Raw genomic sequence first — 12,077 nt, forward strand, 5'->3', positions numbered from 1 at the left:
CGGAGTGACATGGTCAACGTTGTGGGTATCGGCGGCGGCATCGGCGCATCGCGCCTGTGGCTCACCCTGAACGAGGCACTGGACGCGGGGACGCCGGGGCTGCCGTCCCCGCTGACCCTGGTGGTCAACACCGGGGACGATCTCTGGGCGCACGGCGTGCGGGTCTGCCCGGACCTCGACACCACGCTGTACGCGCTCGGCGGGCGGCAGGACGTGGAGCGCGGCTGGGGCACCAAGGGCGAGACCTGGCGGTGCATGGAGACCATGCGGGAGCTGGGCAACGAGGTGTGGTTCAACCTCGGTGACACCGATCTCGCCACCCATCTGCTGCGCACCTCCTGGCTGCGCGAGGGCGTGGGGCTGGCCGAGGTGACCCGGCGGCTCGCGGCGGGCATGGGCCTGCGCTGCCGGGTGCTGCCCGCCACCGAACAGCCCGTCGGCACCCAGCTGTTGTGTACGGACGGCGAGCGCCGCAGCTACCAGGAGTTCCTGGTGCGCGACGCCGCGGCCCCCCGGGTGCACGAGGTGACGTACGCCGGGATCTCCGCCGCCCGCCCGGCGCCCGGTGTGCTGGACGCGCTGGACGCCGCCGATCTGGTCGTCCTGGGCCCGAGCAACCCGGTCGCGAGCCTCGGCCCGGTGCTGGCGGTGCCCGGCATACGGGAGGCGCTGCGGGAGGTGCGCTGTCCGGTGGTGGCGGTCACCCCGACCGTCAGCCGGGTGCCGTTCGAGGATCCGGGTGAGGCGCGACGGGCGGACAGCAGGCAACGCCTCATGGAGTCACGGGGCGTGGCCGCCACCGCCACCGGCGCGGCCGAGCTGATCCGCGATGTGTGCGACGTCTACGTGCTGGACAGCGCGGACGCCCAGGAGGCGGAGGCGATCCGGGCGTTGGGCCCGGAGGTGCTGGTCACGCCGACGCTGGCGCGCGGCGGCCGGGTCCCGAGGTCGCTGGCGGACGCCGTGCTCGACACGGTGAACGCCGGTCGTCCGCTCCGCGGCGCAGCGATCGGGGGCGTGCGGCGATGACCCTCGTCAGCCCGGAGAACCCGGCGGCCACGGCGCGGCAGCGGCCGGACGTACGGCCGCGCGGGGAGCGTGAGCGGGAGCGTCCGCTGCCCACGACGCCGCCCCGGCCACGGGTGCGGGCCACCGGTGATCTGCAGGTCGGTCTGAAGGGCGGCGGCACCGCGGTCGGTACGTCGGTCACCTTCAGCGGTCTGTCGCACGGCGGTGAGCACGTGGCGCTCGGCTTCGGCGGGCCCCCGGCGGAGGGCGGCCGGGTGCCGCTGGTCGGGGTGCACAGCGAATGCCTCAGCGGCCAGGTGCTGGGCGCCCTGCACTGCGACTGCGCGGCGCGGCTCCAGCAGACCATCCGTACCGTGCACGACGCCGGTGGGGTCCTGCTCTACCTGCGGCAGACCGGCCGGGACTTCGGTGCCGTCGGCACCCTCGACAGCTGTGCCCGGCGCCGGTCGTCGGTGGCGGGCGCGCAGTACCGGGCGGAGCGGGAGAACGGCAGCCGGGTGGTCGCCGAGATGCTGACGGCGCTGGGCCTCTCCCGGATCGCGTTGCTGACCTGCCATCCGGACTGGGCGGCGCCGGTCGCGCGGTACGGCATCGCCGTCGAGCGGGTGACGGCCGCGACGGCGGCCGAGCGTCCCGCCGAGGCACCGGCCCGGCAACCGGCCGCGTCCGCCGTGGACGGGTTCGTCACCCCCCGCGAGCACGAGGTGCTGCGCCGGGTCGCGCTCGGCCAGAGCAACCCGGAGATCGCCTCCGCGATGTACATCTCCCGCAACACCGTCAAGAGCTATCTGCAGAACGTGCTGCAGAAGCTGAACGCCCGCAACCGCGTCGAGGCCATCGCCCGCGCCCGTGAGCTGGGAATCCCGCTGTGAGCGCCGCCCCGGCGCCCGGCTCGGCACAGGTCCGCCGCCAGGATGTCCAGGAAGAAATGTGAAGGAATACCCCGGTTCTCCGCACCCACCGAATGAGCAGCGATGAACGGTCAGGCCGTCTTCCCCTCCCTGCAGGAGCGCGCGGGCGATCTCGCGGTGCTCCACCAGCTGCTGACGGACGACCGACCGGGCCCGGCGCGGTTCGCCTTCCTCTCGGGTCCGACCGGCTGCGGCAAGTCCGAGCTGCTGCGCACCTTCGCCCGCCAGGTCACCCACGGCGGCGGCACCTACCTGGGCGCGACCGCGTCGCGCACCGAGCACCTGGTGCCGTTCGGTGTGTGGGCTCAGCTCTTCCGTGGCGCTGCCGCGCTGCTGCCCGGCGGCGGTGAGCCCGCGCTGCCGGACGGCGGGCAGCTATGCGACGCGGCGGGCGCGGACGGTTCGCTGCCGCTGTCGGCGCAGGTCGTCAACTCCCTCTGTCTGCCGCTGCTGGACGCCGTCGAGCGGCTGCCCGGCCCGGTCGTCCTCGGCATCGACGACTTCCAGCACGCCGACGCGGTCTCCCTCCAGTGTCTGGCGGCGGTGGTCCGGCGGCTCGGCACGAAGCCGGTGCTGATCGTCCTGGGCGAGGCGCCCGACCGTCCGTGGGCGCAGGCCGCGCTCCAGGCGGAACTGCCCCTGGAACCGCACTCCCGGCGGCTGCGGCTGCGACCGCTGTCCCGTCCCGCCGTCCGCGATCTGCTGACCGAACACCTGGGCGCGGCGGCCTCCGAACGGCTCTCCGACTCCTGTTACGACATCACGGCGGGCAACCCGCTCCAGATCCACGGGCTGATCGCCGACAACCGGTGGGCGGACCCGGCGGACGGCACCCCGGCGGTCGACTCCGGGTACACCGCGGCCGTCCTGTCGTGTCTGCACCGCTGCGGCGCCGAGGCGCAGGCGCTGGCCCGGCACATCGCCCTCCTCGACGACCCGCCGAGCACCCGGGTCCTGACCCAGCTGGCCGGTGTCGACACCACCGCACTGATGCGTACGGTCAACACCCTCAACAGCGCCGGGGTGCTGTCGGGCAGCCGCTTCCGGCACGCGAAGGCGCGCGCCGCGGTGCTGGACAACACGGCACCGGCGAAACAGGCCGAACTGCGCGGCCGGGTCGCCGAGGTGCTCTACCGCGGCGGCGCCGCGCCCGTCACCATCGCCCGCCAGCTGCTGGCCGCCTCGCCCGTACCGGACGGCGACTGGGCGGCGGAGATCCTCGACGAGGCCGCCCGTACCGCGCTGCGCGGCGGTGAGCCGGATCTGGCGCACGACTGTCTGATGCGCGCCCTGGAGCTGGAGCCGTCCGACGAGAAGCTGCGGGCCGCCATCACGGCCACCCTCTTCGACATCGAGTGGCGGACCGACCCGTGCGCCGCCGTCCGTGGCCTGCCCGCGCTGGCGCCCGCCCCCGACGCCCCGCAGGGGACGGACGAGGGCGCGCCCGCCGCCGTCCCGCTCTGGCTGGCGGACGTGGAGTCGGCCGTCGCCGGGCTCCAGCGGATCAACGCCGCACCGGAGGTGTACGCCCCGGGCGCGGCGGCCCACGTCCAGGCGTCGCTCCAGTGGCTGCGGCTCGGCTACCCGACGGCGACGGGCCGCTGGGAGCCGGTCGACGTACCGGAGGGCCCGGCGCCCGCGACGCCGTTCACCGACCCGCTGAGCCCGGAGGTCCAGGGAGCGGTCCTGCTGAGCCGCCTCAGCGGCACCGGCCCCGACACCGATCTCGCCGACGAGGCGGAGCGGCTGCTGGGCCGGTACCGGCTCAACGAACGCAGCTTCGCGGTGCTGCTCTCCGCGCTGATCACGCTGCTCTACTCGGACCGGCTGGAGCCCGCGGACGCGGCCTGCCGACGGCTGGCCGCCGAGGCGCAGCGGATCCCGGCGCAGAACTGGCAGGCGCTGTTCACCGCCGCGCGGGCCGAACTCGCCCTGCGGCGCGGCGCGTTGGCGGACGCCATCCAGCTGGCGCACACCGCGCTGTCGACGACCTCGCAGGACAGCTGGGGGGTGGGCATCGGGATGCCGCTGGGCACCCTGATCCAGGCGGGGATCGCCTCCGGGCAGCTGGAGATCGCGCGGCGGGCGCTGCGGGTCCCGGTGCCGGACACGCTCCTGGAGACGCCGATCGGGCTGCACTACCTGTGCGCCCGCGGCCGCCACCTCCTCGCCACGGGGCAGCCGCAGGCGGCGCTGGACGAGTTCACCGCCATCGGCGCCCGGATGACGGAGTGGGAGATGGACGTGCCCGCGCTGGTGGCGTGGCGCAGCGAGGCCGCCTGGGCGTGCCTGGCACTCGGCGAGCGGGACCGCGCCCGCGCGCTGGCCCGGGCGCAGCTGGAGCGGTGCACCGAACTCCAGGCGCGGGCGCGCGGTGAGGCGCTGCGGGCGCTCGCCGCCTGCGCCCCGAAGGAGGAGCGCGCCGCGCTGCTGGCGCGGACCGCGGAGGCGTTCGCGGAGTGCGGGGCGCTGCGGGACCGGGCGGCCGTGCTGCGGGAACTGGACGGAATCGAGCAGGGGAAAGGGCTGGGGACGTTGGGAGAGAGGCACACCATGACAGCGCGTCAGGAAGTTCCGTCGAAGCGGGTCGGGGCGGCACCGGGCGGCCGGTCCGCGACACCATCCGCGCAGCGCACCGGCGCCCACCCCGGCCGCACGGCGGCGCCGCCCACCCGCACCGCCACTCCCCCGCCCGCGCGCGCCGCCGCTGCCGCTGCCGCTGCCGCGTCCCGTACGCCGCGGCAGCAGCCGTTCGTCCCGGCGGCGCGCTCCGCGCACGGCGGCCGGTCGGAGGGTGAGTCCCTGTTGCGGGCGAGCCTCAGCGACGCGGAGGGCCGGGTCGCCGAACTCGCCGCCCGTGGCCACAGCAACCGCCAGATAGCGGCCCGTCTCTACATCACCGTCAGCACCGTCGAACAGCATCTGACCCGCGTCTACCGCAAGCTCCACATCAAGCGCCGCACCGACCTCACGGCCCTGCTCCGCGCCCGCGCCACACCGCTCGCCCATGCGGCGAACGGCCCCGCACCGCAGGGCCAGGACTCCGCCACGCGGTGAGGTCCGGACAGCTGGCTACAGGAACCGCGGGCCTCCCGGCCACCGGTGGTGAACGCCGTGGCCGCTGACCGGACCGCTACGGTCCGTCCGGAGATCGCCCTGGCCTGGAAACGGGCCCGGCTCAACGGGCTGGACCCCGGGATGGAGGTGCGCGAGCCCTCACTCGCGGGCGTGGACCGGCGCAGCCGGTTGTCCGACGCGGCGTCCCCGGCGCTGAGCCGGATGCCCCACGACCTCTCCGGCACCCGCTCCAGCGTGCTGCTCGCCGACCGCACCTCCCGCATCGTCGAGCGCCGCCACCCCGGTTCGGGGGAGGCGGGCGCGCCGGACCGGGCGCGGGCCGCCCCCGGCAGCCGCTACGCCGAGGAGGTCTCGGCACCAACGCGCCGCCCACGGCGTACGAACCGCGCCGCGGCCTCTCCGTCACCGGCACCGAACACCTCCTGGAGGCGCTGCACCCCTTCGCCCGCTACGGCGCCCCGCTCCTCCACCCGGTGCACCGCCGTCCGCCGGGCGTCCCCGACGCGACCGGCCACACGAAGGACGCCCGCCCCGCTCCTCGGCCCGTTCCTGCAACGCGCCACCCATGTCATCGCCCCCACCCACGAGGACCCCGTCGAGGCGATCCGCCGTATCACCGGCCACGGCGCGGACCACTCCGTGGAGTGCATCGGCTTCGGACAGATGGTCCGCCAGGCCCTGGAGTGCCTGGCCTCGCCCGGCGTCTGCGCTCCGGTCGGCCTCCAGGGCCCCGGAGAACGACCTCACCCTCGACCAGGGCCCTCTGCTCTTCGGGCGGCGGCTCGTCGGCGTCATCGAGGGCGACGCCGATCCGCACACCTTCATCCCGCGGCTGATCGCGCTGTACCGCGAGGGGAGGTTCCCCTTCGACCGGCTGGTCGAGGTCTTCCCCGTCGACCGCATCAACGAAGCCGTCGACCTCGCGCACCACGGCAAGGTGACCAAAGCCGTGGTGACGTTCCGGTAAGCCGCCCCGGGCGGCCGCACACGGAAAAGCCCGCCGATCCAGGTCTCCCCGGATCGGCGGGCTCTCCGACAACTGTCGGGACGACAGGATTTGAACCTGCGACCCCTTGACCCCCAGTCAAGTGCGCTACCAAGCTGCGCCACGTCCCGATGCTCGCCCGGCCGGTTCCCCGGCTGACCGCGCACGAGAACAATACCGCATGTCAGAGGGTGCGCGTTGCCACAATCCGGACGGGAGCGCACGCCCGGGCGGGCCACCGGGGCGGCCGCCCGGCGGACCGCGGGACTCCGGTCGCTCAGACCCGGGCGTCCAGCCAGGCCAGCAGGTCGCGCTGGACCTCGTCACGGTTGGTCTCGTGGAGGATCTCGTGCCGGGCACCCGGGTACGCGCGCCAGGTCAGGTCCTGGACACCGTGGTAGCGGTAGTCCTCCAGCATCTCGCTCACCTGCGTCAGCCGCTGGTTGCAGGGGTCCTCGGCACCGACCACGAGATGGACCGGCAGCCCGCGGGGCATCCGGGCGAGGTGCGCCGGGTCGTTGACCTTGCGGACCGCCTGCAGCCAGTCCAGGGCGAGCCCGGCGCAGAACGGGAAGCCGCACTGCTCGTCGGCGGCGTACCGGTCGACCTCGGCGTCGTCCCGGGTGAGCCATTCGAAGCCGGTGCGGTGGGTGAAGGCGTCGTTGAAGGAGCTGAAGGCGCGCGGCAGGAAACCGGACGGCGCGGTGCGGCCCCGCTCCGCGATCTCGGCCTCCAACTCCGCGATGGTGGAGTCGAGTTCCATGCCGGGCAGGGTCCGGAACGTCCCGCAGAGGATCAGCCCGGCGAGATCGGCGCCGTACTCCTGGGCGTAGTCGCGGGCGAGCATCGAGCCGAGGCTGTGGCCGAACAGCACCAGCGGGACGCCGGGGTGCTCGGCGGCGGCGTGGTCACCGAGGCGCTTGAGGTCGGTGACGATCGCCCGCCAGGCGTCCTCCCCCACCACCCCGAGGCCACCGGTCGACGCGGCGGTGGCGCCGTGCCCGCGGTGGTCGGAGGCGAGGACGCCGAAGCCGCGGGCGGTCAGGAAGCGGGCGAACCGGTCGTAGCGGCGGGCGTGTTCCGCCGCGCCGTGCGCGATCTGGACCAGGGCCCGGGGCTGCCCGGTCTCCGGCAGCCAGGTGTACGCGGCGATCCGGGCGCCGTCGGGGGCCTCGTGGAACTCCGGCTGAGGGGCCTGCATGGGGCATCGTCTCCTGGGTGCGGGCGGAGGCCGCCCGGGTGGCGGCCGCATCGGCGGGACGCCCGCGCCGGATTGCGCCCACCGACCGGAGCCCCACCGGTCGCCACTCTCCCCTCCCGGACGGCGCCCCGCCAAGGGCCGGGCCGCCGGGGCGCGCCGGACGGCCCGGAACCGCCCGCCTCAGAAACCGGCGGTCAACCCGTCCTCCCGCCGCTGGATCCGGGCGGCCAGCACGTACGCCGCCTTCTTGATCGCCGCCAGCCCCTCCTTCCCCCACGACCGCGGTTCGAGATCGACCACGCTGACCGTGCCCAGCGCCAACCCCGTACGGTCGAGCAGCGGCGCTCCCAGGTAGGCGCGGATGCCGGACTCGTCGACGATCGGATTCCCGGCGAACCGCGGGAAGTCGCGGACGTCCTCCAGGGCCAGCGCCTTGCGGCGGACGACGACGTGCGGGCAGTAGCCGCGGTCGCGGGGCAGCACCCGCAGATCGCCGCCGCAGCCCCGCGGCGCCCCCGGCACCCGGCCGCGCGGCGGGGTGTGGAGCCCGGCGAGGTACTGCCGCTCCTCGCCGAGGAGGTTCACCACCCCGTACGGCGCCTTCAGTGTCCGGGCCACCTCGTGGGCGTAGGTGTCGAAGGCCGGCACCGGGGCGTCGCCGAGCCCCAACTCCCGCAGCCGGGCCGCCCGCCGCGGCGCCTCGGTGTCCACCGGGGTTCGCAGCAGATGCCGGTTCTGGTCGTACGCGGTGGGCCGGGTCACGGCAGCTCCCAGGTCGCGGCGGGCACCGGCGTGAGCAGATGCTGGACGAGTGCGACCAGGACGTGCGTGGCCGAGCCGCACCGCCGGGCGTCGCAGACCACGACGGGCACATCGGGCCCGAGGTCGACGGCGGTGCGCACCTCCTCGGGGGCGTAGTGGTGCGAGCCCTCGAACTCGTTGACGGCGACGACGAACGGGATGGCCCGGCGTTCGAAGAAGTCGACGGCGGCGAAGCAGTGGTCCAGCCGCCGGGTGTCGGCGAGGACCACCGCACCGAGCGCGCCGTTCGACAGCTCGTCCCACATGAACCAGAACCGCTCCTGACCGGGCGTCCCGAACAGGTAGAGGATGTGCGACCGGTCGAGGGTGATCCGGCCGAAGTCCATGGCGACGGTGGTGGTGTCCTTGTCCTCGACACCGAGCAGATCGTCGTGCCCGACGCTGATCTGGGTGAGCAGCTCCTCGGTGCTGAGCGGTTCGATCTCGCTGACCGCCCCGACGAAGGTGGTCTTGCCGACCCCGAAGCCGCCCGCGACCAGGACTTTCACGGCGGTCGGGAAGGCGGCCCCGCCGTCGGTCGGGGCCAGGGATTCACAGTCGGGTGCGCAGTCCATGCAGCACCGCCTCCAGAAGTGCTCGGTCGGTCCGGGGTGCGGGTCCCGCGGTCGCGGGGGCGTGGGCGGTGAGCGCACCGCAGTCGACGAGGTCGGCCAGGAGCACCTTGGTGACCACGACGGGCAGCCGCAGCTGACCGGCGACCTCCGCGACGGAGACCGGCACCCGGCACAGCGCCAGCGCCCGGGCGTGCTCCGGCCCCTGCGCCTCGGCCCGCCGCCCGGTCGCCCGGACCAGCGTCAGCAGATCGAACGGGGCGGTGGGCCGGGTCCGTCCGTTGCTGACGGTGTACGGGCGGACCAGACGGCCCGCCGCGTCGTCGTACCACGCGGGCTCCCGGCCGCCGTCGCGGCTGCGGTGGCACAGCGCCATCCTCAGCGTCCACCCGCCGGAGACTGCCGCCGCGCGGGGGTGATCAGGTACGGGCGGACGCTCTTGACCAGCATCCCCATCTCGTAGCCGAGGACCGCCACATCGGCCTCCCGACCGGCGATGACGGCCAGACAGGTGCCGGACCCGGCGGTGGAGACGAAGAGGAACGTCGACTCCAGCTCGACGACGACCTGGAGGACGTCGTCCCCCTCGCCGAAGCGGACCCCGGCGCTGCGGGCCAGCGAGTAGAGGCCGCAGGAGAGGGCCGCCAGATGGTCGGCGCTGTCCGGGTCGAAACCGTGGGCGGCCTTGACCAGCCCGTCGGAGGAGAGCAGCAGCGCGCTGCGGGCGTGCGGGACGCGCTGGACGAGACCGGTCAGCAGCCAGGAGAGGTCCGGCTGCGGACCGGCGTGCAGCGGAGGGGGCACCGGCGTGTGCGCGGGCGCGTGGGTCGGTGTGTGCAGATCACTCACCATGATGGGGCTCGTCTCCTCGGGGGCGGGCCGTCGGGGCCTCGGGGTCGGTGGGGCGGGGGTCGGTGGGGTCCGGCCCGTCGAAGGCCGGGCTCAGGGTGGGGCGGAAGGCGTCGCCCCCGGCCGAGTGCCCGGCCTCGAAGGCGTCGTCGGAGAGGCTGATGCCCCGCCGGAACGCGGCCATCAGGCCCGGGTCGTGCTCCGGTTCGGGTCCGGCGCGGTCGTCGGGGTGCCGCAGGATCGGTTCACCGCGCAATTCGGGCACCAGGTGCTCCTGGCGCCGCCGCCGCGGCAGCAGGGGCCGGGGCCCGCCGCCCCGTTCCTCGGCGGACGCTCCGTGGGCGTCCGGGTCCGCTCCGGCGGGCTCGGCACTCCCCGCGGACGGGGCGTCACCGGGCGACGGCACCTGTCTCGGTGCTCCCGCACGGGGCGCCGCCCCCGGCCCGGAGAGCGGGGCACGGGCCGCCGGGATGGCCGGTCCGGGCAGCGCCTCCGACGCGGCGGGATACAGCTGCTCCGGACCGCCCGCGGCGTACCCGCGGTCCGCGCCGGACCCGGCAGCGGCGGTGCGCTCCCCGTCGGACGGCCCGAGCGGCGCGTCCCCGTGGGCGTCGGGCGCACCGTCGTCGAGCACCCCGGTGTCCTGGCACTCCGGTCCGAGCAGCTCCCGGGGCAGAACCAGGACGGCCTGCACCCCGCCGTAGATGTTGCTCTCCAGCCGCACCGCGATGCCGTGCCGCCGGGCCAGCGACGAGACGACGAACAGCCCGATCCGGCCGTCGGCCAGCAGCGCGTCCATGTCGACGTGTTCCGGGTCGGCGAGCAACCCGTTCATCCGCGTCCGCTCGTCCGGCGTCATGCCCAGACCCCGGTCCTCGACCTCGACGGCGAGCCCGGAGGTGACGAGTTGGGCGCGGAGCAGGACGTGGGTCTGCGGGTCGGAGTAGACCGACGCGTTCTCGACGAGTTCGGCGAGGAGATGGATGACATCGGCGACGGCGTGGCCGCGCAGCGTCCCCTCGATCTGCGGGACGAGCTTGATCCGCGGGTACTGCTCGACCTCCGCGATGGCCGACCGCAGCACCTCCGTCATGGCGACCGGACGGCTCCACTGACGGCGCGAGATCGCGCCGCCGAGCACGGCGAGGTTCTCCGCGTGCCGCCGGGTGCGGGTGGCGAGATGGTCGACGTGGAACAGGCCCTTGAGCAGGTCCGGGTCCTCGACGTGGTTCTCCAGGTCGTCCAGCAACTCGATCTCGCGGTGCACCAGGGACTGCAGGCGCCGGGCGAGGTTCACGAAGACCTCGACCTTCTGCTCCCCCGCGGCGGCGCTCCGGGTGAGATCGACCGCCTCGACGACGGCGACCGAGGCGGTGTGCGCGGCCACCGCCATCTCGTGGGCGAGCAGATCGAGCGCGTCCCCGCCCGCCGACTCCGGCTCGGGCCCCGGGTGTTCGAGGCGCTCGCCTTTGCGCACCCGTTCGACGAGCGCTTGAAGCTCCGCCTGGTTACGGGCGCTGAGGCGGCGCACCTCGGCGCAGCGGCCCGCGGTGGCGCGCGCCTCGCCGTTGGCCGCGGCGCCCGCGGCGACGGCGACCCCGCAGACCAGCACCAGCCCGGCGACCAGCACCGGCCAGGCGCGCCCGGAGAGCGTGGCGGCGCCGGTCTGGACGAGGCAGACAACGGCCGCCGCGCAGACCGCGGTGGCAACGGCGCAGGGCACCACGGCGATACGGACCCACCTGGCCCGTATCACCGCATCGGCGGCCGAGCCCCGGAAGGCCGCCCGCCCGTGTCGGCCCCCTTCGCGGTCCCGCCGTCGCGCCCCGGTGGGTACGGCGGCGGTCCCCGGGGAAGGTTCGGGTTCCTGGGACCCCGTTTCCTGGGACGTCGGGTGCCCCTGGGGAAGTGCGGTAGGCATCGTGCCCTCCGGTAGTGACCGTCAGCAGTTCACAAAGCACGCACGGTAGTTGTTCTCCGGGTGGGGTCCGGACCACCTTGCCCCTTTCGCCACCCCCCGCCACCTCCTTACGAGGGCACCACCCGCACACCCACCCGAATCCGAACGAATGACCGTTCCCATAAGGGCAGTGGAAACATTCCTTACGGTGACCACCCCGAAAAGGCGCTCACAGCCCTTGCGGGGCTTACATCTGGCCTCCGCACGCAGAGCGTGACCGCCGACGACGACACCCCGGAAAGGCCGCTCCACCACCGAGCAACACCCCGAAACACCACCCGGAAGAGTGACGTGACGCTCGGTAACCGAATCCCGCGGTTACTCGAACTCCGGTCGAACGGGGTAATCCTGCGGTGATCGAACACCCCCGATGCCGCGGACCGCAGCATCCGGACGCCCGGCAGCCGGAAATGCCACGGCGTATTTACGGGGCTCAAGGCGGGGTTACGGGGCGCGAACTGGCGGCGAACCGAGCCAGGGGCCGTACGGGGCTCTCGGGAGCCTCCATCGGCCTCTCGCGACCTCGTGCGCCATCACTTGCGGCGTGCCCGGGAAGGTTCTGAAAAGGTTTTGAACGCAAAAATGCTCCGGCCCCCGGAAACCATCACTGGTTTCCGGGGACCGGAGCTAAAAATTGTTCGGCGGCGTCCTACTCTCCCACAGAGTCCCCTCTGCAGTACCATCGGCGCTG

At 74.3% G+C, this 12,077-nt stretch carries 10 protein-coding genes and 1 tRNA gene; 4 read left to right on the forward strand and 7 right to left on the reverse strand.

What is annotated here, in order from left to right; genetic code table 11:
- Positions 1-9: 9 nt before the first annotated feature.
- The 4 genes from IF23_RS0104090 (at position 10) to IF23_RS35555 (ending at position 6,095) form a co-directional block, all read left to right on the forward strand.
- The gene (locus tag IF23_RS0104090) at positions 10-1,029 is read left to right on the forward strand and encodes a 2-phospho-L-lactate transferase CofD family protein (protein WP_051739181.1); all 1,020 of its coding nucleotides are present in this window, start codon (positions 10-12) and stop codon (positions 1,027-1,029) included.
- Complete coding sequence (locus IF23_RS34580) at positions 1,026-1,901, forward strand: LuxR C-terminal-related transcriptional regulator (protein WP_051739182.1); 876 nt, start codon at positions 1,026-1,028, stop codon at positions 1,899-1,901. Before IF23_RS0104090 ends, IF23_RS34580 begins: the two co-directional genes overlap by 4 nt.
- Positions 1,902-2,003: 102 nt before the next feature.
- On the forward strand, positions 2,004-4,997 hold the full coding sequence (locus IF23_RS33900; RefSeq protein WP_030279827.1) for a helix-turn-helix transcriptional regulator: 2,994 nt from the start codon (positions 2,004-2,006) through the stop codon (positions 4,995-4,997).
- Between the two features lie 222 nt (positions 4,998-5,219).
- Entirely contained in the window at positions 5,220-6,095 is an 876-nt protein-coding gene (locus IF23_RS35555; protein ID WP_425423795.1) for a zinc-binding dehydrogenase, read from the forward strand.
- Here the strand turns inward: IF23_RS35555 and IF23_RS0104115 are convergent.
- The 7 genes from IF23_RS0104115 to IF23_RS30890 all read right to left on the reverse strand — a co-directional run bounded on the left by IF23_RS0104115 (position 6,061) and on the right by IF23_RS30890 (position 11,347).
- Positions 6,061-6,134: transfer RNA gene (locus IF23_RS0104115), tRNA-Pro, on the reverse strand. The genes IF23_RS35555 and IF23_RS0104115 overlap by 35 nt on opposite strands.
- A 146-nt stretch (positions 6,135-6,280) precedes the next feature.
- A complete protein-coding gene (locus tag IF23_RS0104120; RefSeq protein WP_030279838.1) occupies positions 6,281-7,204 on the reverse strand; it encodes an alpha/beta fold hydrolase in 924 nt (307 codons plus the stop codon).
- A gap of 180 nt (positions 7,205-7,384) precedes the next feature.
- Entirely contained in the window at positions 7,385-7,966 is a 582-nt protein-coding gene (locus IF23_RS0104125; protein ID WP_030279840.1) for a GAF domain-containing protein, read from the reverse strand.
- Positions 7,963-8,580, reverse strand: coding sequence for a GTP-binding protein (locus IF23_RS0104130; protein WP_030279842.1), 618 nt, complete (start codon positions 8,578-8,580; stop codon positions 7,963-7,965). Before IF23_RS0104130 ends, IF23_RS0104125 begins: the two co-directional genes overlap by 4 nt.
- Positions 8,558-8,953 carry a DUF742 domain-containing protein gene (locus tag IF23_RS0104135; protein ID WP_030279844.1) on the reverse strand — a complete coding sequence of 132 codons (396 nt, stop codon included), beginning with the start codon at positions 8,951-8,953 and terminating at the stop codon, positions 8,558-8,560. The genes IF23_RS0104130 and IF23_RS0104135 overlap by 23 nt, the downstream gene beginning before the upstream one ends.
- A gap of 2 nt (positions 8,954-8,955) precedes the next feature.
- A complete protein-coding gene (locus tag IF23_RS0104140) occupies positions 8,956-9,429 on the reverse strand; it encodes a roadblock/LC7 domain-containing protein (RefSeq protein ID WP_245654875.1) in 474 nt (157 codons plus the stop codon).
- Positions 9,419-11,347, reverse strand: a complete 1,929-nt coding sequence (locus IF23_RS30890) for a sensor histidine kinase (protein WP_030279848.1) — start codon at positions 11,345-11,347, stop codon at positions 9,419-9,421. Before IF23_RS30890 ends, IF23_RS0104140 begins: the two co-directional genes overlap by 11 nt.
- Between the last annotated feature and the right edge of the window lie 730 nt (positions 11,348-12,077).

Source organism: Streptomyces catenulae, assembly GCF_000718015.1.
Lineage (GTDB): Bacteria > Actinomycetota > Actinomycetes > Streptomycetales > Streptomycetaceae > Streptomyces > Streptomyces catenulae.

Coding starts and splice junctions, on each gene's coding strand:
- IF23_RS0104090 (WP_051739181.1), top strand. CDS start 10: ATGGTCAACGTTGTGGGTATCGGCGGCGGCATCGGCGCATCGCGCCTG.
- IF23_RS34580 (WP_051739182.1), top strand. CDS start 1,026: ATGACCCTCGTCAGCCCGGAGAACCCGGCGGCCACGGCGCGGCAGCGG.
- IF23_RS33900 (WP_030279827.1), top strand. CDS start 2,004: ATGAACGGTCAGGCCGTCTTCCCCTCCCTGCAGGAGCGCGCGGGCGAT.
- IF23_RS35555 (WP_425423795.1), top strand. CDS start 5,220: ATGCCCCACGACCTCTCCGGCACCCGCTCCAGCGTGCTGCTCGCCGAC.
- IF23_RS0104120 (WP_030279838.1), bottom strand. CDS start 7,204: ATGCAGGCCCCTCAGCCGGAGTTCCACGAGGCCCCCGACGGCGCCCGG.
- IF23_RS0104130 (WP_030279842.1), bottom strand. CDS start 8,580: ATGGACTGCGCACCCGACTGTGAATCCCTGGCCCCGACCGACGGCGGG.
- IF23_RS0104135 (WP_030279844.1), bottom strand. CDS start 8,953: ATGGCGCTGTGCCACCGCAGCCGCGACGGCGGCCGGGAGCCCGCGTGG.
- IF23_RS0104140 (WP_245654875.1), bottom strand. CDS start 9,429: ATGGTGAGTGATCTGCACACACCGACCCACGCGCCCGCGCACACGCCG.
- IF23_RS30890 (WP_030279848.1), bottom strand. CDS start 11,347: ATGCCTACCGCACTTCCCCAGGGGCACCCGACGTCCCAGGAAACGGGG.